18 protein-coding genes are annotated in these 23,528 nt (G+C 42.4%); all 18 read left to right on the forward strand.

Annotation, left to right across the window (positions count from 1 at the left end; all coding sequences use genetic code 11):
* Window positions 1-595: 595 nt before the first annotated feature.
* The 18 genes from F6K37_RS09805 to F6K37_RS09890 all read left to right on the forward strand — a co-directional run bounded on the left by F6K37_RS09805 (window position 596) and on the right by F6K37_RS09890 (window position 23,375).
* Window positions 596-1,798, forward strand: a complete 1,203-nt coding sequence (locus tag F6K37_RS09805) for a glycosyltransferase family 4 protein (protein WP_287249818.1) — start codon at window positions 596-598, stop codon at window positions 1,796-1,798.
* 319 nt (window positions 1,799-2,117) lie between these two features.
* Window positions 2,118-3,290, forward strand: coding sequence for a glycosyltransferase family 4 protein (locus F6K37_RS09810; protein WP_008186700.1), 1,173 nt, complete (start codon window positions 2,118-2,120; stop codon window positions 3,288-3,290).
* A gap of 23 nt (window positions 3,291-3,313) precedes the next feature.
* Window positions 3,314-5,509: a GumC family protein gene (locus F6K37_RS09815; RefSeq protein ID WP_008186697.1), complete on the forward strand. Its 2,196-nt coding sequence runs from the start codon at window positions 3,314-3,316 to the stop codon at window positions 5,507-5,509.
* Window positions 5,496-6,962: an O-antigen ligase family protein gene (locus F6K37_RS09820; protein WP_287249822.1), complete on the forward strand. Its 1,467-nt coding sequence runs from the start codon at window positions 5,496-5,498 to the stop codon at window positions 6,960-6,962. Before F6K37_RS09815 ends, F6K37_RS09820 begins: the two co-directional genes overlap by 14 nt.
* Window positions 6,963-7,049: 87 nt before the next feature.
* Window positions 7,050-8,045: a class I SAM-dependent methyltransferase gene (locus F6K37_RS09825; protein WP_287249824.1), complete on the forward strand. Its 996-nt coding sequence runs from the start codon at window positions 7,050-7,052 to the stop codon at window positions 8,043-8,045.
* A gap of 181 nt (window positions 8,046-8,226) precedes the next feature.
* Entirely contained in the window at window positions 8,227-8,763 is a 537-nt protein-coding gene (locus F6K37_RS09830; RefSeq protein ID WP_008186691.1) for a serine acetyltransferase, read from the forward strand.
* 402 nt (window positions 8,764-9,165) lie between these two features.
* Entirely contained in the window at window positions 9,166-10,290 is a 1,125-nt protein-coding gene (locus F6K37_RS09835) for a hypothetical protein (protein WP_287249827.1), read from the forward strand.
* Window positions 10,283-10,723: a hypothetical protein gene (locus tag F6K37_RS09840; protein ID WP_287249828.1), complete on the forward strand. Its 441-nt coding sequence runs from the start codon at window positions 10,283-10,285 to the stop codon at window positions 10,721-10,723. The genes F6K37_RS09835 and F6K37_RS09840 overlap by 8 nt, the downstream gene beginning before the upstream one ends.
* A gap of 153 nt (window positions 10,724-10,876) precedes the next feature.
* The gene (locus F6K37_RS09845; RefSeq protein ID WP_287249830.1) at window positions 10,877-12,118 is read left to right on the forward strand and encodes a lipopolysaccharide biosynthesis protein; all 1,242 of its coding nucleotides are present in this window, start codon (window positions 10,877-10,879) and stop codon (window positions 12,116-12,118) included.
* Between the two features lie 253 nt (window positions 12,119-12,371).
* A complete protein-coding gene (locus F6K37_RS09850) occupies window positions 12,372-13,439 on the forward strand; it encodes an acyltransferase family protein (protein ID WP_287249832.1) in 1,068 nt (355 codons plus the stop codon).
* Window positions 13,440-13,510: 71 nt separating this feature from the next.
* A complete protein-coding gene (locus F6K37_RS09855; RefSeq protein WP_287249834.1) occupies window positions 13,511-14,686 on the forward strand; it encodes a glycosyltransferase in 1,176 nt (391 codons plus the stop codon).
* A 163-nt stretch (window positions 14,687-14,849) separates the two neighbouring features.
* The gene (locus tag F6K37_RS09860) at window positions 14,850-15,806 is read left to right on the forward strand and encodes a glycosyltransferase family 2 protein (protein ID WP_287249836.1); all 957 of its coding nucleotides are present in this window, start codon (window positions 14,850-14,852) and stop codon (window positions 15,804-15,806) included.
* A 132-nt stretch (window positions 15,807-15,938) separates the two neighbouring features.
* Window positions 15,939-17,723 carry an ABC transporter ATP-binding protein gene (locus F6K37_RS09865; RefSeq protein ID WP_044493896.1) on the forward strand — a complete coding sequence of 595 codons (1,785 nt, stop codon included), beginning with the start codon at window positions 15,939-15,941 and terminating at the stop codon, window positions 17,721-17,723.
* Window positions 17,724-18,030: 307 nt separating this feature from the next.
* Window positions 18,031-19,674: a glycosyltransferase gene (locus tag F6K37_RS09870; protein WP_008186673.1), complete on the forward strand. Its 1,644-nt coding sequence runs from the start codon at window positions 18,031-18,033 to the stop codon at window positions 19,672-19,674.
* On the forward strand, window positions 19,671-20,408 hold the full coding sequence (locus tag F6K37_RS09875; protein ID WP_131827040.1) for a methyltransferase domain-containing protein: 738 nt from the start codon (window positions 19,671-19,673) through the stop codon (window positions 20,406-20,408). Before F6K37_RS09870 ends, F6K37_RS09875 begins: the two co-directional genes overlap by 4 nt.
* A complete protein-coding gene (locus tag F6K37_RS09880; protein WP_008186668.1) occupies window positions 20,405-21,439 on the forward strand; it encodes a polysaccharide deacetylase family protein in 1,035 nt (344 codons plus the stop codon). Before F6K37_RS09875 ends, F6K37_RS09880 begins: the two co-directional genes overlap by 4 nt.
* A 2-nt stretch (window positions 21,440-21,441) precedes the next feature.
* Entirely contained in the window at window positions 21,442-22,356 is a 915-nt protein-coding gene (locus F6K37_RS09885) for a glycosyltransferase family 2 protein (RefSeq protein WP_044493912.1), read from the forward strand.
* A gap of 74 nt (window positions 22,357-22,430) precedes the next feature.
* Window positions 22,431-23,375 carry a glycosyltransferase family 2 protein gene (locus F6K37_RS09890; protein WP_287249844.1) on the forward strand — a complete coding sequence of 315 codons (945 nt, stop codon included), beginning with the start codon at window positions 22,431-22,433 and terminating at the stop codon, window positions 23,373-23,375.
* The last annotated feature ends 153 nt before the right edge of the window (window positions 23,376-23,528 follow it).

Here is a 23,528-nt window from a genome sequence, read left to right on the forward strand (position 1 = left end):
CTGAAATCTAGACTGTATGGCATTGCTGTCAGTTATTGAAAATATACCCTTTTCATTTTACCTCATCACCGTCTTATCCTTAATTGAAACAACTATAGTTAGTTGGTAAACACACTATTCCTAAAATATAGGTAATTACGTAATGACTATGCTAATTTGTCAGAAGCAATGATTAAAAATATTGCTTAGCAATCATTTTAGGCATTGATATTCGATTGATATTAAAAAATTAATTATCAAAATATCAGAGCTATAAACAGTATTAATTTGAATTAATTAAAATTAATACAAGTTAAGCATACCAGATACCTAAGAGCATTTTTTTATGTTCCATAAAATCAAAAAAATGTGTACCTCACCTATTTGATAAATGCTATATAGCGTTGAGCATACTTATGAAGTACAGTCAATTTTATTACCCCTAATCCCGACTCCCTCGGTGCGCGCCTCCTAGGGCGAGTAAATCGCCCTAGGGTCGCACCGCTCCCGACTCCCTAAAACCCAGGACTAAAGTACCTAAAGCAATTGATAAAATCTATAAACTATAACCCATAAATCACTGACTCTCAAACAGTTTTACTTCTTATTAATTAAAGTGACCAAGAAACTAATTTTAACTATTTTCTATCAGTTTAATCCTTGGCATAGCAGCATTGGTGGGATTCAGACCGTCATCCGCTCCTTTATCAAATATGCTCCCAGTGAGTTCGAGGTGCGGTTGGTCGGAACAGGAGACCTGGCTTCAGCTTCCGGTGTCTGGCAAGAAGGAGAAGTAGCGGGTCGAGCCATTCAATTTATGCCCCTGTTTCCTTTGGAAGATGACAATGTTAGGGGCTTGATACCGACGACGGTGAAGTATACGACTGCCCTGTTCGGTCGTTGCTTGGCATCGGATTTTATGCATTTTCATCGCATCGAACCCAGCTTAGCAGCTCTCAATTGGTCTGGAGAGAAGACGCTGTTTGTACACAATGACATTGCCAAGCAGATGAATCCTGCAACGGCTAATAATGGCATTCTTTGGCAGCGTTTTTCCGCAAGCTATTTTGCCCTCGAAGGCTTACTGGTGAAGCAATTTAGCCAAATTTTTTCCTGCAATACTGAATCAGCTAAGTTTTATCAACAGCGTTATCCAGCGATCGCAAATCGTGTTGCTTACCTGAAAAACACTGTTGATGACGAGGTGTTCTATCCCCTAGACCCAAAGCAACGAGCACAGGGACGCAAAGCTCTGGCACAGGAGCATAATTTGTCTGAACAGACCCGTTTTATCCTTTTCGCCGGTCGTCTGCATCCTCAGAAAGACCCGATGTTACTGATACGGGCGATGGCAACTTTATATATTGCCAATGTTCACTTACTGATTGCTGGGGATGGGGAGTTAAAGGATGAACTCCGTGGTGAAATTTCCTTTCTTGGGTTGTCTAACCGAGTGACTATGCTTGGAGCAGTAGGTCAGGAAAAACTAGCAGACTTATACCGTGTCTGTAGTGTCTTTGTTTTGACTAGCGTTTACGAAGGACTGCCCTTGACTGTCCTTGAGGCTCTCGCCTGTGGGACACCTGTAGTGACCACGAATTGTGGTGAAACTCCCAAATTTCTCGGTGCTGATAGTGGGATTGTTTGCAGCGAGCGTACTGCAGTTGCGATCGCAGATGCTTTGGGTAAGGTCTTGCACCATCCAGAGAATTATTCAGCCTCCTCCTGTGTGCGCACGGCTCAACCCTATAGTGCTCGCACAGTTGTCAGCAGTGTTTATGAGCAAATGCTCAACCGTGCTCACCAACGGTCTGCCTAATCTCTGTCTAATCCGCTGCCTTTAATCAAGATAGAGCAGTCAAACTTACATAGTAAGCATATGCGCTACAGATGGTGCTACTTGAGGTGCTATCAGCTATCAGCTATTAGCTATCAGCGTGTCGCGTATCAGCCAAAGGCCTGTGGCCACGCTACACTGAACAGTTTATGCCCATAGCGCACGCTACACCGAACAGCTTTTGAATAAAATAAGCTGACGGCTGACGGCTGATGGCTGAATGCTTACCTTACATACTCAGGGTGTCATCACCACTTCATTAGTCTGCCGAAGAGTATTGTAAAAGAGAAAACTAGAACTCATGAAAATTGCTGTAATTGGAGCCAAAGGAGTACCTGTTAAGCAAGGTGGCATTGAACGTTACTGCACAGAACTCTATCCCAGAATCGTTGCCCAGGGTCATTCGGTAGATCTATTTGCACGGTCGTCCTACACCGAGTCTACCGGTTTTTCATCCTCTGACTACAAAGGTGTTCGAGTAATCTCTCTACCCTCGATACAATTCAGAGGAATAGATGCTTTGGCTAATGCTGCCCTGGCAGCGATTATCTCCAGTGGCAAACGCTACGACATCATTCATTTCCATGCCCTAGGTCCAGCTGTGTTCTCCTGGCTCTCCAGAATTGCCTCTTCTGCAAAAATTGTGGTTACCTGTCAGGGATTGGACTGGCAACGAGCCAAGTGGGGGAAATGGTCGAGTGGGTTAATTCGTTTGGGGGAGAGGAACGCGGTGTACTCTGCCCATGAGTTAGTGGTAGTGTCACAAGCACTCCAAAATTACTTTCTCAACACCTATAGCAAGAATACAGTCAATATTCCCAATGCTCCAGGGATTTACCCAGAGTCAGACCCCAAATTTTCCTATGGTACATTCCTAGGTCTAAACCCGGGGCGTTACATTCTGTTCTTGGGCAGGCTTGTACCCGAAAAACGACCTGATCTACTCATCAAAGCTTTCCAACGGCTCAAATCTAACGGTTGGAAACTGGTGATTGCTGGTGGTGATAGTGACACTCATAACTACATCGCCAACCTACATGACTTGGCAGGCACAAATCAAGACGTGTTATTCGTTGGTGAACTCTATGGAAGTCGCTTAGCCGAGATTGTTCGGGGCGCAGGGTTGTTTGTTCTGCCTTCGGATTTAGAAGGATTACCGCTGGTGATGCTAGAGGCAATGCAGGAAGGGATTCCAGTGCTCGCTAGTGATATCCCTCCCCATCAGCAATTGATTGGTGAACAACGAGGTCTACTGTTCCAAGCAGGAAACGTAGACTCTTGTGTCCAAGCTCTAGAGAGGGCGATCCGCCAACCTCAAGAGTTAGCGGACATGGCCAAGAAGGCACAAGACCATGTAGCCACTTACTATAACTGGGACAAAATTACTGCTGATAACTTGAGACTGTATCAAAAACTCTGTGCGTCGTCTGATCCCAAATTCAGTGTCACGCTCCCCTTTTTCAAGAACCAGTAAAACCACAGAGTTTCGTCAACGTTATGGACACAAGCCTTTCATCACTACCATTAGCCTTAAAGCGGCGGCTTTTGCCAGCCCTTGTTACCTTTACATCCGTAATTGGTGGAGCGATTGCCTATTTGGTTGTTACCCCACCAGTGTACCAAGTGAAAGCACGGCTGATGCTGGACAATAAAAAGGTGAGTGTATCTGAGTTGGGTGACAACCTCAGCCAAGTCCCTGCTAATACACCCGGTGGAGCTGACCCAATCGCAACTCAAGCAGAACTAGTGGGGTCAGAACGGCTTCTTCAGGGAGCACTTGACGAGATTGCTCTACTCGGCAGTTCACAAGAAGGACTGACCATAGACACACTCCGTGAGGATTTAAAGGTAAAAATTGTGCCTGCTACCAATATTCTTGAGCTGAGCTATCAGGGTCAAAATCCAGAATTGGTAACCACGGTGCTCAATGCTGTCGCCAACGCAATGGTTACTGAAAGTGCTGAAGGGATTCGTTCAGAAGCTAGAGCTGTGCGGGAATTTTTGGAGAAAGAAGTACCATTACGGCGTTTGGAGGTAGCAGCAGCAGAAGCAGCGTTAAACAAATTTAAACAGACCACTGGTTTAGTTTCTCCGGAGGAACAAACACAACTCTTAGTCAGGAGTTTAGCTACTTTAGAAGACCAAGAACGTGCTGTGTCTATTCAACTCCAAGATGCTAAAACCCGTAGCCAAGAACTCCAGACCATAACCAGTCTGAATAATACTCAGAATGCTTACATCGCTGGACGCATTGGTCAAGATCAAGAACTCCAAGCCTTACGAGCTCAGCTAGTAGAGTTGGATCGGGAGTTAGCCAAAATGCGATCGCGTCTAACTGATCAAAATCCAGCGATGATATCACTGGTTCAGGAGCGGTATGAACTCCTTACCCTCTACAATCAAAAACTTTCTCGTCTGTTACCGACTAATCAGTCCAATAATCAAATTATTGCCCCTGGTGATGTGGCCTCTGATCAGTTGAGCCAGGACTTTACCTCTAGATTTATTTTAGCTCAAACAGAACGGTCGGCACTGGAACAAAAGCTCTACCTGGTGCAGACTGAGCGCATTAAACTCCAGAATCGTCTTGGTCAAATACCAGTTCTACGGCAACCCTTTGCTAGCTTAGTTCGCCGACAAGAAGAAGCAATTGCCTCTCTTAAACTCCTCCAAAACAAACTGGAAGAAGCACGGATTGCAGAAGCCCAACTAGTTAGCAATATTCAAATTATTGAGCGGGCAAAACTTCCTTCATCACCCCAGGAACCCAATCCAAAAGTGGTGCTGGTGATAGCTACTGCTGCTGGAATTGCCCTAGCTGTCGGTATGGTGCTGCTGCTGGAGGTAATGGATAATACCCTACACGATGCCTCGGAAGCGGAGGCACTCCTGAAGCTGCCTAGGCTGGGGGTATTACCGAAGATACCTGCTCAGGCACTCAGTCTTGAGCAACCGAACCGATTCTTGGAAGATATGAGGTTAATGGAGCCTTACCGCCTGCTCCTGACAACCATGGAGTTGCGTGCTCAGAAGAGGTTACAGCTGATTGTGGTCAGCAGTGCTGTTTCCGGAGAAGGTAAGTCAGTGGTAGCTTCCCACTTGGGTGCGGTTTCAGTAAGATTTTCCCGGCGGACATTGATTATTGATGCCGACTGGCGTCACCCAATGCAGCACAATTTGTTTGGCTTACCCCCTAAGCCAAAGGTTACAGATGTAATTGACAGCAATCAAACCTGGCGGTCGGCGGTGCAACCCACAGCCATCGCAAACCTTTCGATTTTGACCTGTAGTGACCAGCCCTCTGGTTCGGCTACCTTCCTACAGTCACAGATGATCAAGTCTATTTTGGCAGCAGCCGCAGATCATTATGACCTAGTGATTGTAGACACGCCACCAGTTAGTAGTTTTGCTGATGCCCATATCTTGAGTCGGTATAGTGATGGGTTGGTGATAGTCACACGTCCCAACTTTACCCAGAAAGATATCCTACTACAGACAGTATCGGAATTGAAAGATAGTAGCACTCCCATACTGGGGTTTGTTGCCAATGGCATAAGCGATCGGACTCAACAGTACTATTTCGATTCCTTCGATAGTTACCAGCCTCAAGCCGAATTCAGGCAGACCCATGGCAAGGAAGCCAGTAACAATTGTGCTGTTGTATCCAAGGGGGTTGATCATGCAGATTCATAACCCCTGGCATCGTTCCTCTGCTCTGACCTTTTGGCTAGGACTGGCAGGTGTGCCGATTGGTCTAGCTGTTGGCTTACTCGCAGGTACTCAGCCGATTTTGCTTGGTTTAGGGTTGGTTGCAGTAGCGGTGGTGGTCTACTTCTTTGCCCGGTTTGAGCAAGCGGTACTGGGACTATTGATCTTGCGTAGCTGTCTCGATCCGTTTTCTGATCAACAGGTACCAGCAGCTTTTGCTATCGGACTCGACGGCTTGACTTTGCTTTATGTGACAGTGATGTTACTGAGGGGGCAAACTGTACGCACTGATAAGTTTTGGTGGTTCTTTGCTGGTTGGGTGATGCTACAAGGCTTGTGGGTGATACTTTTGCCTCTGGGAGGGCTGGGGCTAGATGCTTCGTTTTTGCTAGAAAGCATCCGTGAGTGGATACGTCTATTTTCTTGGCTGATGGTCTACTTGCTGGTAATGCAACTCAAGGACAGGCTTCCACCTAAGCAAGTTGTCTATGGGCTGTTTTGGGCTCTGCTCTTACCAGTTACAGTAGCGTTGCTCCAGATGTTTGTACCTTCGGTTTTACCTCCCATGTTTGCTGCTGATGGAGGTTATTCCGAAACACTAGATGAAGTATCTCGAATCAAAGGGACTATTGGTCACCCTAATGGCTTTGTAACCTGGTTATTGCTGTTCATGGGTCTGACCTATTGGAGGCTAACCCAGTCAAAGCCACGCTGGATCTGGATGCTATTGCTGGGTTTACTTAGCCTTGTGTATGTGAGTACTAAGGCTCTATTTGGTTTGATGATGCTTGGTACCTTTATTGTGGTTTTAATCGCCCCTAGATTGAGCATAGTGAACCTAATCGGTGGCATAGTCCTATTTGTCGGAATTATAGTTTTGTTTGGTAGTACGGAGTTTGGTCAAGAACGTCTCGGCTCAATCACTGAAACACCCTTAGGCAATCCAGACATCGATATTTGGCGTGCCATCCTCCTCTCCAAGGGAGACCACAACAGTTTCAACTGGCGAATTGCTCAGTGGCATTACCTACTACAGCAATGGCAACATTTTCCTATCCTCGGTTACGGTCTCGGAATTAGTGCTGATGTTAGTACCAATGGGCTGTATCCCCACAATGATTACATTCGAGCCCTGGTAGAAGGAGGAATCCTAGGACTGGTAACTTGGTTGGTCTTCCTCGGAGTTCAGGTTGGGCGTCTTGTTCAATTATTTCGACAGGCATCTCCTGGCAGTGGACAACGAAATCTGTGTTTAGCCATGTTGGCGGTTCTTCTGGCTGTACCTGTGGGGATGATTACCGAAAATATCTGGAGTCATACCACTCTCTTTTTCTACTGGTATACCTTGTTGGCAGTGGTGGGTTGGAATTGGGATGATCTGCCGCCTTCAGAAAATCACACACCGGTTAGTCCTCCTGCACGGCTTACACCTTTTTGATCAGGGTAACTCTAGCTTTTATAGGAGTGACGCGAATTATTTCACTCACGAAATAGTTGAGACTTTAACCAATAGCAATACAACACCATGACTAATCAAAACATCATAAATAATGCTGAAATTAACTTATCATCAAGTACTCAAGACTTGCTTTGCTGTCCCTGTTGCTTGTCTAGTTTAGAATCAATAAAAAATCAGTTGAGATGTACAAATTATCAATGCCAAAAAAATTATCCTGTTGTTCAGGATAAACCAATTTTGATCAATGAATCATCTAGTATATTTAAGATTAAAAACTTTCTAAATCCCGAAAATGCTGATCTTAACCCAAAACCAAAATTAGAAAGAATTGCCATCAATTTGATTCCTAGCATTATCCTGAATTTGAAAGGTAAGAGGAATTACAAAAAATTCACAGAACTTGTGCTCAAGCAGACTGATAGTCCTAAAGTACTGATAATTGGAGGTAGTGTGATTGGTCAAGGTATGGAAGAGCTGTTATCAGTACCTGCCATTGAAATTATCGAAAGTGATGTTGCTTATGATTCCCGTATAGCAGTAATTTTTGACTCCCACAATATTCCTTTTAAAGACAATTCATTTGATGGAGTCATAATCCAAGCTGTCCTTGAACATGTTGTAGATCCATCCCGTTGTGTTGAAGAAATTCATCGAGTGCTCAAAAAAGATGGTTTAGTTTATTCAGAAACTCCGTTTATGCAACAAGTACACCTAGGAAGATATGATTTTACTCGCTTCACTCACTTAGGACATCGTCGTTTATTCCGCAAATTTGAAGAAATTTGTAGTGGTGCTGTCTGTGGACCAGGAATGGCATTAGCCTGGTCATATCAATACTTTCTTTTAAGTTTTGTTAAGACACCTATGGCAAGAAGTTTGATTAAGGTTATTGCCAGACTGACATCTTTTTGGTTGAAATATTTCGACTACTATCTAATTGATAAATCGGGGACATTTGATTCGGCATCAGGTTTTTACTTTATGGGCAAAAAGAGTGAAAAAATTCTTGACGACACAGAACTAATAACTCTCTACAGAGGAACACAAGCCAGTTCTTTCTAACTAGCTTCGCTACGCGGAAGTTTGAAGTATGAAGTTAGTTAATATCCAATAGTTTTCCTGATGGATACTGGTTATTTTTTTTGTAGCTATGCAATAGTATTTGGGTGCATTTCAAAGTTTTAATTTTATAAATTAGTGAAATATACTAGGATTTAAATATTATTTTATAATGCCAAAAATAATGAATAATATCAGTAATTATTTACTACAAGATTGGCAAGTTAATTACTATGAGTCTAACTTGAAGGCTCGGTTCATTTTATTGATGTTTCGTTCAACACATTTGCTTGGTAAATTACCTGCACCTTTTTCATTTTTATCGATTTTTTATCGTTTACTTTACCAAGTATTAGTAGAATGTATATTAGGAATTGAATTGCCTTGGGATACTCAGATTGGAGCTAATACTAAGCTTTTGCATGGCATAGGTTTGGTGGTAAATCATGAAACTGTTATTGGCGCAAATTGTACCTTAAGACACTCAACCACTATTGGAAATAAACAATTACCAGATGGTTCCTATAGCGGTTGCCCAAAAATTGGCAATAATGTAGATATCGGCTCCAATGTGGTGATTATTGGTGCGATTACCATTGGAGATAATGCTGTAATTGGTGCTGGTTCTGTAGTTGTAAAGGATGTTCCTGAGAGTTCTGTAGTTGTAGGAAACCCGGCAAGAGTTATTCGTAAACTTTGTAAAAAAAAAGTTAATTTATAAAAAATAGTATCAGTATTAAATAACTAAAGTATCGCTAATTTTTAAGCATAATATCTAGAGCCATAGCTATGGTTATGCCAAGCTCAACTTAGCTTGGAAATCTCTGCAGAAGGTTAATAGTGATTACCGACAGACAAATCATTATCGTCAGCAAGCCCTTCTACACTATCCTAAGCTGCGCTTCTCTCTAGACTTTATCCGTTTGAGTTTTGCGATCGCACTGAGGCAGTTCTTCCGATCTCAGAGCTACAGCAGATTGCTAGAGGTAGATTACAGTCTGCGTCGGCGTCTATCAAGTGTTGCTCGATAGCTACCCATCTCCCCTTTCTCCTGCTCCTGATTATGCTATTCAAATCTAGGAAATTCAGTCGGAAATTCAGATGGTATGTAGTAATAGTTCTGGTGCTGGTAACGATAACTATCAGTATCGGTTTAGCTAACTATTTTAAACCGAAGCAATCTATTACTGCTAATACCACTACTTCTGCCGCTAATGCCAACACTCCTACCACTCGTGACCCCTGGTTATGGCCTTTTTCTCAGGACTCAATCTGGAACATGCCCATCGGCAGTAATGCTGAGTATAAACCAGCTAATTTGCCGCGATCGGCTCGCTCCACTATAGATGTCGATCTTTTATTTATTATTCCTGCTAGTAGTCCACTGCGACCGTTGTATGACCCTGATAGTTGGACTAAGCGTTGTAGCGGAACTACAACCTATGAAAACTTATCTATCCCCATTCCTGATGATTTAATTGTTCCTGATGCCATTAACACTCTCGTTAGGTATTCCACTCCCAATAATGCTGCCGCCTTGCTACAGCCTGACGGTCGTACTATCATCCAGCTAGAACCAATGGCTCGCTGTCAAAACGGTGGTCCGGTATATGGCTATCACTGGCCGAAAAAAGATTTGGATCTATACAGTCAAGGTATTGCCGGAGGTCATCTTGGTTCTGGATTGTCCTCTTTAGGAGGAGCAATACGCAAGGGAGAATTAATTGGTAGCGAACCGATTCGTCATGTTTTAAAACTAGAGCTTTGGGAAAAATATATCTATTACAATCCCCAAAGTTCTACACCAGGATACCGTTGGCCTGCAGATAGGGCAGATTCAGCTGCTCCAAAGATATATAAAGGTGAAGACCCTCAACTGGTAATGGGTTCTCTGTTAGCAATTCCGCCGGAGGTAAGTGAAAAGAGCCTAGGTCTAACTACCCCAGCAGGGAAAAAGCTGTTTCATGCTCTCCAAGACTACGGTGCTTATCAAGTAGATGTCACAGGTAGAGACGCTTATGCTTTAGCAGCAGAACAGGGGGTTGAAGAAGAATTTAAAGCCACCTACGGTTACGGTTTAACGGCTAGAGCGCCCACTAATAATCCCTTTTACCAAGACTTTATGAAGCTTGTTCAAGCCTTACATATTGTTACTAACAATGGACCAGACACTGTCGGGGGAGGTGGTCAACTTAGAGAACCTTTAGCTCCAACCTTAGCTAAAACCGCAGACTCAAACAGTGACTAAAAAACTAGCTAGTACGGTTAGACGCCTATTGATTTCCATCTTAGGCGATGGTAAGTTCCATGCTGACTCACACCAACCACGGGTGCGTTTCCGTAGTTTAGTTTGCAATATGAGTCGGTGCTACCCAGTTTTCAGATTAATTCATAGCAGTCTCCTAAAGAAGACTTTGTCTTTAGGCAACTACGGTCATGCCGATGAAGTTTTACTAGCAATACTAGCTCTGTTGGGACGGTTCTATGACATTCCTGAATACCTGTTGTTTTACAGCAGACATCCGAAACAATCAGTGCAGGTGTACAGCAAGAATGGTGAGAATGATGACTATGAGTACCCTCAATGGTGGTACCCGGCAAACCAAGAAAAGATTATGTTTCCAAGATGGAAAATATTTAGTGAGTATTGCCGCGCCATATCCCAGGCTCAAGTAAGCTGATCTGACCGATTTGGCTGCTACTTTGATGCTCTAAATTACCTGAGAGGGAGTTGGATATATTTGGTCAAAGAAGTGATTAGACCAGTAAGTCAATTTTGCCATCTTGAATAAAACTATCCTTGACTAGATAAAACTTACAGTACAGACCACCCAATGCTAATTAATAAGTTCAAGCAACTATCATCGGGCGAATTTATTCGCAATGCTGGTTGGATGGGAATAGCAGAGCTAGTCAATCGTCTCTCCCGTCTAGCTACAACAGTTACTTTAGCTCGTATGTTTACTCCTCAAGATTACGGACTGGTATCTGCTATTTATACCACCTTTGAATTTGGCAATGTTCTAATCCTCAGAGCTGGTACAGAATCCAAAATTATTCAGGCTAGTGAACAAGAGCTAGAAGCTGTATGCAATACATCCTACTGGCTTAATTGGATTTTTGGTGGTTTGATGTTTGTTATCCAATGTATTGCTGCCTTTCCCATTGCTAAATTTTATGGCAATAACCAAATAATTTTGCCCATAATCACTATCGCATTGATCTACCTAATGATGCCATTGTTTATAGTTCAATCTGCAATGATTAGGCGAGATAATCGACTAAAAGTTACAGCTTTTGCTAATGCCTGCCAGGCGATAATCGGCAATATCATAACTGTAATATTAGCTATATTAGGCATGGGAGTATGGGCTGCAGTTTGGGCAATGGTTTTATCGACTCCGGTGCATATTTTGATTAATTACCGACATCATCCTTGGCGAGCACCTACATCCTTAAAGCTTCATAATTGGCAGTCAGTCCTTAGTTTCAGCTGCAAAATTCTTGGGGTTGAGTTACTCGAAAAGCTTAGGTCAAATCTCGACTACTTACTCGTTGGTGGCTTTCTAGGTGTTGAGGCACTGGGACTATATTTCTTTGCCTTCAATGCTGGCTTGGGAATTAGCCAAAATGTCATCAAATTATTTACTTCCTCTGTATTTCCTTATCTTTGTGCAGTCAGAGAAAATTTAACCCAACTTAAGAATCGGTATTTTAGTAGTCTGAAAACCACTGCTATCATTGTATTGCCCCTCATTCTGCTCCAGGCAAGTCTAGCTCCCCTCTACGTACCAATTGTTTTTGGACAGAAGTGGGTAGTGGCAATTCCAATTTTGATACTTATTTGTCTTTCGGCTCTGCCCCTTGCTCTTACTAATACTACAACTGAGCTCCTCAATGCTGTCGGTAAAACTAAGCTAAATCTTTATTGGAATTTGATTTATACTGTAATCTTTTCTAGTTGCTTACTCCTAGCTGTTAACTGGGGAATTGTTTGGGTGGCTCGTGCAGTACTCATTTGTCAATTGCTGACGCCTATTTTCACTATTTGGGCTATTAGATATGTCTTTAAATAAAAACTATATAACTTAAAGATTAATCTGAAATATTGCTCCGGTAGAGGTTGAAGCTCCACTAAGGTTATATAGCGCTACGCGCAAGTCAGAAGTAAGCTATGATTAAGTTTCGGAGTTTATGAATGTCATAACTTGAAGGCTTAGTGCTATATATAGCGTTAATTTATATATTTCAAATATCCTATAATAGCCTATCAAAATACTTACCATATTCACAATTGATAACCAGTAATAATTCAGGGAAAATTTTATAATGTCAAAATCTAAACAATTAAAGCTTATACAAGTTTTTCGTGGAATAGCTGCATTACTCGTAGTACTTGTTCATGGCGATCTCATATTTAATCAAAATCTAAATCGAGATTTTTTATTTGATATATTTGCTTTTGGGGGTTCTGGAGTAGATTTTTTTTTCGTTTTGAGTGGATTTATTATCTTTTATATTCATAAAAAAGATATTCAAAACCCTTCCAGGCTTAAATCTTTTGTTCTGAAAAGACTTGTTAGGATATACCCAATTTACTGGGTAGTATTAACAGGCAAATTAATAGCATCATTTATGTTTGATTATTCGAGTACGCATCAAGGTAGTTTTGGTGAAATAATAAAAGCCTTTATTCTTTTTCCTCAAGACAGGGAAATACTTTCTTCAAGTTTTATTGGAGTTAGTTGGACATTAACTTTTGAAGTATTTTTTTATATTTTATTTAGTTTTTTGATATGGGTTAAACCCAAACTATTGGTGCCATCAATTACCGTTTGGATATTAGCAACATTATTAACATTTTTTGGCTTCATAAGCTTTCCTGAAGATCAGGCTACTATCCAGCTTGTTTTTAATGAACTTAATTTGGAATTTATTCTGGGCTGCTTAGCTGCTTATATTTTATCTAGACATAAAATTAATCATGGTTTATACTTGATTTGTTTAGGGTGTTTCTTATATACTATATCTGCCATCAATACCAATTACGGTCTTGTGAGCGTTTCAGATGTTATTGCCTTCGGTATACCTTCAACAATACTTATAATTGGCTCAGTATCTCTAGAATTAAGCAAAAATATTGACGTTAATCCCCTTCTTATGATTTTAGGAGACGCATCTTATTCTATTTATTTAATACACGGTTTTGTCATGAATAATTCAACGAAAATATTAGTAAATAATCTTGGACTAAAGATATTCCTTGCCAATTCAATAACCTTAAGTATATTTGCTATTTTTAATGCAGTTATAGCTGTAGCAGTAGGGTGTATTGTATATTTTTATATTGAAAAGCCCATTATTTCAAGGTTGAGACCACTCCTAGTGAAGAATTAAATAAACTATCCAATTTTAAAGAGGTTGATTTTGACCACATCAACTGTTTTTATCCTTACTTTATGGAAACTATGCCTCCAAAGCGATTTGGGTCTCCTTTAGAGCCTCAAATGCCCACGAAAACTAAACGCTCCTACAAAGTTGCCATAGTCCATCCCAGTGCAGGAGTCAACTGGAGTGGTGGCACCGAAAACTTTGCGATCGAGCTTACTCACCATCTAAGCCCGTATTTCGAGGTGGAATTGTTAGCAGGGGCTCCCTGTAGTCCTTTTTACTATCCTGCTGGTGGCATCCCTCGTACAAAAGCTCGTCAGATCTTACGTAATCCTCTGGTTAACTCAGTGTTCAGGAGCGTCTCTACTCACCCTGATATGGTCATTGAACACTTGAGTAGTTTTATTCCCTGTGCAATGCGACTGCTAAGGAAGCCAGCCGACTTAATCTTTCCTTGCAATGACTATGGCGGTTTGGCCATGGCAGCTTTTGTAAGAGCACTGATTGGCACACCCATTCTGTTTAAAGCACACACTGGTTTGACTGGCGGTGGACAATCACTGGCGCGAAGCCTGCGATTTTGTCCCAATCATCTGGTAGTTTTCTCTGAGACCATGGCTGACTTTGTTGATAAACAGCGTCCTAATCAGCCTGTCACAATCATTCCCAACGGCGTAAATATGGATCGATTCAAGCCAGAGGGAAATCAGATCGACCTAGGTTTGAACAAGCCAATTGTCTTGTGTGTTGCTTCTTTAAACCGTAACGATCACAAACGGGTTGAACTGGCAATTCGAGCGATCGCAAAGCTTCCCTATGGGAGTCTTCTGATTTGTGGCAATGGACCAGACCGTGAATATTTTCAAACTCTGGGTGAGCAATTGCTGGGAGCAAATCGCTTTGCCATACAGACCTTTCCCTTCAATCAAATGCCTGAGGTTTATCGGTATGGGAATCTATTTACCCTCCCTTCTATCGATGAACCATTTGCCAATGCTTACCTGCAAGCAATGTCTAGCGGCTTAGGAGTTGTTACTACTGATGATGAGATTCGTCGCTATATGATTGGCGATGCTGGTATTGTTTGTGATGTCACCAATCCAGATGTTTATGCTGGAGCGATCGCACAGGCTTTGAGCAAAGATTGGAAAACTAAGGCTAGACAGAATGCCATGCGTTTTAGCTGGGACATGGTTGCTCTACGCTATCGTGATTTAATTATGCAAATGATTAGTCAGTCAAGGAAAGACTAGATTAAATAGTTAACTATTTGCTACTTTTTTCAAAATATTCTGAGCCTAAATTACTGGTAAACGGTTGCATTTCACCACAAATAATTTGTCGTATTATTGTTTCGATTTAATATTATTTTTACCAAAATAGTTTGATTAAATAACTTGATTAATGAACTTGACTATGCCAAAAGTTACTGTTGTTATTCCAGCATATAATGGGATGGAATACCTCCCGAAAACAGTGGAGAGTGTTTTAGCGCAAACCCTTGCTGACTTTGAGTTACTGATTATCAACGATGGTAGTTCAGACCACATTGTTGAATGGGCATCTCAAATAGCAGACCCCCGAGTCAAACTGATTTCCCAGGAAAATCAGGGGGTGTCTGTAGCACGAAATACAGGCATCGCCCAGGCTCAAGGAAAATATATAGCCTTCTTAGATGCAGATGATTTATGGAAGCCAACTAAACTTGAAAAACAGGTAAGCTGTTTAGAAGAATATCCAGAGGCAGGTCTAGTCTATACCTGGACCGCTCTAGTTGATCAACAAGGTAAACCCACAAACAGCATTATAGCTTTCCATCAACAAGGAAATGTCTGGGAGCAAATTCTGGTGGTTAACATGATTGGCAATGGCAGCTCAGCTATGGTTCGTCGGAGTTGCTTTGACACTGTCGGAATGTTCGACCCCAACTTATCCAGCGCTGCTGATCGAGATATGTGGATTCGGATTGCAGCTCACTATCTATTTGCGGTGGTCAAAGAACCCTTAACTCTTTGGCGACAGCATGCCAGTAGCATGTCTAAAAGGCGTGAGAAAATGATCCAGGATTCACGTCAGGCCATAGAAAAAAATTTCCAATCTGTTCCCTCTGATTTGTTGTACTTGCGTAACCGGAGTTATAGCTACTTAAATCTCTACCAGGCTTGGAATTCAGTAGATCAGGGAAACTACAAAGAAGCAATGCATTTCCGTAGACAAGCTTTTTTGCACTATCCACAAATGCGCTATTCACAGAGCTATATCCGCCTGAGTTTAGCAATTATGTTAATCCGCTGGTTTGGACCTCATGGCTACGACGGCGTGCGATCGCTTACCCAAGCCCTGCGTCAACTAGCGTTGGGTATTTCAACTTAATCTTTTCTGTAATCGAAGACGAATTGCTAAAACCTTGATAAGACAATAACACGCTAAATTATTCCCTGTTCCCTATTCCCTATTCTCTATTCCCTATTCCCTGCGCACAGCGCTTAGGATTAACAATAAAGCATGAATCAAATCAGAATATTATCGCCATTGCTTAAATTTTATCCTTGGGTTTTTCCATTAATTATTACCTTAGGCGTATTCTCTTCTTTGGCAGAAGGATTTAGTATTAGTTTATTTATTCCTCTTCTGGAAAGTTCTGGCAATCTAGGATCTCAAGCCTTCCAAAATAGCTTGATTTTAAATAATATTGAGCAACTCGTTATTAATTTTCCAAGCCAAGCTCGGATTTTTTTTATTGCTTTTTCTATCTTCATAATACTTTTTATAAAGAACTCCATTGTTTATATAAATAGTAGTTTAGTGTCTTGGCTTTACCTCAGGATTAACCATCGGTTGCGTTCCAGTGTTTTTAACCAGCTTCTGAAAGTCAGCTATTCTTTTTTAGAAAGGAATCAATCGGGAAAGTTACTTGACACACTTAGTGATCAAACCTGGCGGAGTTGTGAGGCTCTATCGCACTTTTTTAACCTGATAATTAATGTTTGCAGCATTTCTGTATTTGTAATTCTGTTACTGTTAATATCGTGGCAACTCACCCTTTTAGTTGCTGCTGGATTGGTACTCATTTCCCTGAGTATAAAGTTTGTGACACGCTCGGTAAATGACAGAGGTAAACAAGTTTTACAGGCTAATTCTGCCCTTGCTTGCCTGATGTTGGAAGGGTTTTCTGGAATGAAGGTGATTCGGGCTTTTGGCCATGAATCCTATGAGCAGAAGCGTTTTGATCTGGCATCAAAGCACTTAAGTAATACTTTGCTAAAGATTCAGCTTTTCGCTAAAGTTGTGAATCCCCTTTCTGAAGTCCTCTCTACAATTCTACTTCTATGCATTCTAGTTATTGCACTGCTTCAGAACCAAGCTACCCTACCGAGCTTACTAACGTTTCTATTTATGCTCTATCGTCTACAACCCCACGTGAAGCAGTTAGATAGTGCCCGTGTGGAACTTGCTGCGTTGACAAGTGCTGTAGAGGACGTCATGTATCTTTTGGATCCCTCTGATAAACCTTATATTCACTCTGGTAACACTCCTTTTAAAGGTCTCAGACAAGAAATCTCTTTTCAATCTGTTACCTTTCACTACAACCCCTCGGAAAAACCTGCACTTAAGAATATTTCAATTGCTATCCCACAAGGTAAAACCATTGCCTTAGTAGGTTCTTCAGGTGCGGGTAAATCGACAATTATTGGCTTAATTTACCGTTTTTATGACCCTACAGAGGGAGAGATTTATATAGATGGTTATCCCTTGCAACAGCTGAATCTAGCTGACTGGCGCAGCCGAATTGCCCTGGTTAGTCAGGAGATTCATATGTTTAGTACAACAGTACGGGAAAACATTGCCTATGGTCGGTTGGATGCTACAGAAGACGAAATTAGAACAGCAGCCAAACTTGCCCATGCCCATGAATTTATCAGTGAATTACCTGAAGGTTATGATACCAAGGTAGGAGACCGAGGAATTCGACTCTCAGGAGGTCAGCGACAGCGTATCGCCTTGGCTCGTGCTATCGTCCGCGACCCAGAAATTCTGATTCTCGATGAGGCAACTAATGCTCTCGATAGTGTTTCCGAGAACTTAATCCAAGAGGCGCTAAATAATCTTAGTCAAAATCGAACGGTGATTGTTATTGCCCATCGCCTATCCACCATTGAACAAGCTGATCAGATCTTGGTGTTGAAGCAGGGACAAGTCATCGAACATGGGAAGTTTCAGGATTTATTGAAGCTCAATGGATTCTTTGCTGAACTCTATCGCTTGCAAAATCGCCATGTCCACATTTGATAAAACTAAGTCAGCTCTCTATTTCCTATAGCGGTTTCTAGCCTAATGAGGTACACAAGTTTTTTTCCCTGTTCACTGTTTCCTATTCCCTCTTCCATCTTATCTGTTCCCTGTTCCCATATCCGCTGTTCCCTAAAACCAGGTACTCTGTACCTCAGCAAAGTGAAAACCGCTATAGATCATTAATGGGACATTGACTTGATTGGGATAAAACTAAGATGGATAAGAATAAGATCTGTCCTGAATTAATGAGTTTTTTTAGTAAAAAATATTATATTAATCGATAAATATTTTATAAATTAATGAGATGAATAGCAAACCATTAGTTTCTGGAATTACGATCTTCTTAAACGCTGAAAAGTTCATTGAAGAAGCCATAGAAAGTGTACTTGCGCAAACCTATGACCATTGGGAACTGCTGCTGGTAGACGACGGATCCACCGATAACAGCACTGCCATTGCCCAACGGTATGTGGAAAAATATCCTGACCAGATACGTTATCTAGAACACCAATATCACGAAAATCGCGGCATGAGTGCCTCCCGTAATTTGGGTATTCGTAATGCTAAAGGTAAGTACATTGCTTTCCTTGATGCTGATGATATCTGGCTACCCCAGAAACTGCAAAAACAGATAGGAATTTTGGAGTCTCATCCAGAGGCTGCTATGGTTTATGGAAATACTTTGTATTGGCACAGCTGGACTGGCCATTCTGAAGACAGTCAGCGGGACTACATGCCAGAACTGGGAGTTCAACTCAATACTCTGATTCAGCCACCAACCCTACTTAAATTCTTGATACAAGGTGGAGGCGCTGCCCCCTGTATCTGTAGCTTTCTGGTAAAACGGCAGATTGTCGAAGAGGTTGGTGGCTTTGAAGAGACATTCCGAGGTCTTTATGAAGATCAGGTCTTTTTATCCAAAATATTCCTGAAAACCCCTGTGTTTGTGGAAAGTGGATGTTGGGAAAAGTATCGTCAGCATAAACATTCTATTTGTTATACCTCCCAAGACACAAAAAAAGAATATACGGCTCGTAAGACTTTCTTGAATTGGTTAAAGGAATATCTGTCTAAAGGAAGCCTCAAAAACCCTCAACTTTGGTCTGCTCTACAAAAGGAGCTATGGGGATATAATCATCCAACCTTGCAGTATTTGACAAATCGTATTCGATATTCTTTAAAACCTATGAAAAAACAGTTGAAAGCACAATTGCAACCAATAGCAAAGCTAACATTGCCTGCCGCTACATACCGTTGGTTATACGATATATTCCATGGTCGTCTACCAGTAGGATCGGTAAATTTTGGCAGCCTGCGGCGGGTTACACCTATCAGTCGGGAGTTTGGCTATGACCGTGGTCTCCCCATAGATCGCTACTACATAGAAAATTTCCTTGGTCACCGCAGTAAGGACATCCAAGGACGAGTATTAGAAATTGGAGAAAACACCTACACCTGTCGTTTCGGAGGAGACCAGGTCACAAAAAGCGATGTACTGCACGTCGTGGAAGGCAATCCCCAAGCCACCTTTGTGGGAGACTTAACCAACGCTGATCACATCCCGTCAGAGGCTTTCGACTGCGTCATCCTGACACAAACCCTACACCTAATCTACGACATGCGGACAGCTTTAGGCACACTCCACCGAATCCTTAAGCCTGGTGGAGTTTTGCTGGTCACTTTTCCGGGAATTAGCCAAATCGTTAAATGCGATTGGGGTGATGACTGGTGTTGGGCCTTGACCTCTCAATCAGCAGGCTTGCTATTTGAAGAACTATTTCCGAAAACAAACGTTCAAGTTGAAGCCCATGGCAATGTACTGGCAGCGATCGCATTTTTGCAGGGACTAGCCATGGAGGAGTTGAGCCAGAAAGAACTTGATTACCGAGACCGCGAGTATCAAGTCTTAATTACAGTCAGGGCAGTGAAAGGGGAGGTGACATCATGACTATAAGGGAGCTTGGCAGATGGCCTATTTCTCTATACCGCTGGCTACGAGAAATATGCCACGGTCGCCCACCAGTAGGATGGGTAAACCTTGGTAGCCTCGGACGAGTCAAGCCGATCAGCTCTGACTTCGGTCTAGACCGGGGTTTACCTATGGACCGATATTATATTGAGCATTTTCTTGGCCGTCATGCTCAGGATATTAAAGGACACGTACTAGAGATTAAGGAACCTCTCTACACTCACAAATTCGGTGGCGATCGCGTCACCCAGAGTGACGTGCTTCATGTGGAAGAGGGTAATCCCCAAGCCACGATTGTGGCAGATTTAACCAAGGCTGACCATCTACCATCCGACACCTTCGACTGCATTATCCTAACTCAAACCCTCCCATTCATCTACGATGTGCCAGCCGCCCTCAAAACCCTCCACCGCATTCTCAAACCCAGCGGTGTCCTACTGGCCACGGTTCCAGGCATCACCCAAATCAGCTGTGATGATATGAATCGCTGGGGTCAATACTGGAGTTTCACTACTCTCTCAACTCAGCGGCTTTTTAAAGAAGCCTTTGGAGAAACCCCAGTGCAAGTTGAAGCCCAAGGCAATGTATTGAGTGCGATCGCATTTCTGCACGGCTTGGTAACTGAGGAATTGCCCCAGGCACAACTCAACTATCACGACCCTAACTACCAGGTCTTAATTACGGCTAGAGTCGTCAAGGAGCTGAAACCATGAGCATAGGCAAGGTCAGTAGGAAATTGGAACAGACAGCCTGGCGGCTCAAAAATAAAATTTTGCCAGGTGTGCTGATCTTAATGTACCACCGTGTGGCTGAAGTAGATTCAGACCCTTGGTCTCTATGTGTAACCCCAGAGCATTTTGCTGAACATCTAGAGGTTTTACGAAAACATCACTACCCTCTGAGTCTACAGCAATTGACACAAACAATTCGCGATCACCAGACTATAAAGCGGTCAGTTGTTATCACTTTTGACGACGGCTATGCTGATAATTTTTACAATGCTAAACCATTGTTGAAACGCTATGACATTCCCGCAACAGTTTTTGTAACAACTGGAGGAATTGGCCATAGGCGTGAATTCTGGTGGGATGAACTAGATAGACTATTACTACAACCTGGTATATTACCGGAAATACTTCAGTTAAATATCAACGGCAGTACCTACACATGGGAATTAGGCGAAGCCGCCTATTACAGTCAGGCTGATTATCACTTTTATCGCCATTGGAGTGCTTCAGGTATAGAAGATCCCAGCCTTCGCCATACCCTCTATCGCTCCCTTTATGAACTGCTATATCCTTTATCTAGCCACAAGCGAGAAAAGGTGCTAGAGGCAATCAGGGTGTGGGCTAATGCTGAACCAATTGGTCGCTCGACCCATCGCTCTATGTCTCGTGAGGAACTGTTGGATCTCGAAGAAGGGGGACTGATTGAAGTCGGGGCTCACACAGTAACCCACCCATTTCTTTCTAAACTTCCAGTAGCTTTGCAGCAGGATGAAATCGAACAAAGCAAACACTATATTGAGGAAATCCTAGGGCATCCAGTTACCAGTTTTTCCTATCCCCATGGGGATTACACTGCTGACACTATCTCCATTATCCAAGAAGCTGGATTTACCTGCGCCTGTTGTAGTGTTGTTGACCGGGTTCAGGAACATAGCAACTCTTTTCTGTTGCCTCGTGTTGAGGTTCAGGATTGGGACGGGAAAACCTTTGATCGTTGGTTGTCAAGATGGCTTTAATTATGAGTAACAAACCACTAGTTTCCACTATCATCATTTTCTTAAACCCTGAACCATTTATTCAAGAAACCATTGAGAGTGTTTTTGCTCAAACTTACGACAACTGGGAACTACTCCTGGTCGATGATGGTTCCACTGATGGTAGTACAGAAATAGCCTTGCAGTATGCTCGGAAATATCCGGAAAAGGTGCGCTATCTGGAACACGAGGGTCACCAAAATCGCGGCATGAGTGCCACCCGCAATCTGGGTATCCGCCATGCCAAAGGTGAATATATTGCTTTTTTAGATGCTGATGACATTTGGTTACCAAATACCTTGGCAGAGCAAGTTGTTCTCTTGAATGCTCATCCCGACGCTGCCATGGTCTACGGACCAATTCAATGGTGGTATAGCTGGACTGGAAATCCTGAAGACCAAGAACGGGATCACGTGGAAAAGGTTCGTGTGCCGACCGATACCCTGATCAATCCACCAAGGCTGTTTCGTCTTTTATTAAAACGCCGGATTAGCATATCGGGGATGTTGTTGCGACGTCAGATTGTAGAAGATGTTGGTGGTTTTGAGGAAAACTTCCGAGGTCTTTATGAAGATCAGGTCTTTTGCAGCAAGATCTGTCTCCATGCACCGGTTTTTCCAGTTACCAATTGTTGGTACAAGTATCGACAGCACCCGAACAACTGCTGTTCTATTGCAGAAAAAACCGGCAAAGAGTATGTTGCACGTCTATTTTATTTGAATTGGGTAGGACAGTACTTATCTGAACATAAAATCAAAGATATCAAAGTCTGGTGCGTATTCATCAAGGAACTATTACTAGCTATGAATCCCACTGTGTATTCTTTGTCGTCCAAGTCTAGGAGGTATTTCGGGTGGAAGCTCAAACAAAGACTATTCAGTATATTGAAAACGGTTTAAAAATTTTTGGAACTCAGGTCATCAATCTTGTCCATTAACGGAAAGTAAATAAACTTGAATATAAGTAAGATCAAATGAGTCACAAACCACTGGTTTCTGGTATTATGATCTTCTTAAATGCTGAGAAGTTCATTGAAGAAGCCATTCAGAGCGTATTTGCCCAGACCTATAACAACTGGGAATTGCTGCTGGTAGACGATGGCTCCACCGACAACAGCACAGCAATTGCCCAACGGTATGCCCAACAATACCCGGAAAAGGTAAGCTATCTAGAACACAAGGGTCACCAGAATCGCGGCATGAGTGCCACACGCAATCTAGGCATCCACAATGCCAAAGGGGACTACATTGCCTTCTTAGATGCTGACGATATTTGGTTACCACAGAAACTGGAAAAGCAGCTAGAAATGTTTAGTTCACAACCAGAAGCAGATGTAGTTTGTGGTCTAACTAAATTTTGGTATAGCTGGACCGAGAAGCCTCAGGATATTCATCGCGACTCAATGCGAGAAATTGCTCCTGACTACAATACTTTGTTTGACTCTCCCAGGTTGCTCACCCTCTTGCTGCAAAATCAAGCTAGAACTCCCGCTACTTGTAGCGTCCTGATTCGGCGAACACTATTTGATAGTACAGGTGGGTTTGAAGAAAGCTTCCAGGGAATGTACGAAGATCAAGCCTTTTTCGCCAAGGTATATCTCAAAGCCCCTGTATTTGTCACTAGTGACTGTTGGGATTGGTATAGACAGCATCCTAATAACTGCTGTTCTATGGCAGAGCAAGCAGGAAAATACACTCCTGGTCATCTGAATCCAGCACATCTGAGTTTCTTGAACTGGCTATCAAAGTATTTATCTCAACAAGGGGTCAAAGATACTGAACTCTGGGATGCTCTCCAAAAGAGACTCTGGTCTTATAAGCATCCTATCTTGTACTACCTTTCACGACCTAAGCTTCTTGTGAGGTTAATAGCACAGCGGACATTGCCTGTAACAGTTCGCCATTGGTTTCAGATTTAAGACAAGGTGATCAAGAGTACTTAGTGGAGCGCATTTTGATTAGTAAATTCGCTTCAGAAAGATATTGAATACTGCTTTCCAATAGTTTGTAAAAAGCCATAAAATTGCTCTCCTGAATTAGTTGAGTTAGAGTTGAAAACAGCAGTGGCTATA

The organism is Moorena sp. SIO4E2 (genome assembly GCF_010671945.1).
In the GTDB taxonomy this organism is placed as follows: domain Bacteria; phylum Cyanobacteriota; class Cyanobacteriia; order Cyanobacteriales; family Coleofasciculaceae; genus Moorena; species Moorena producens.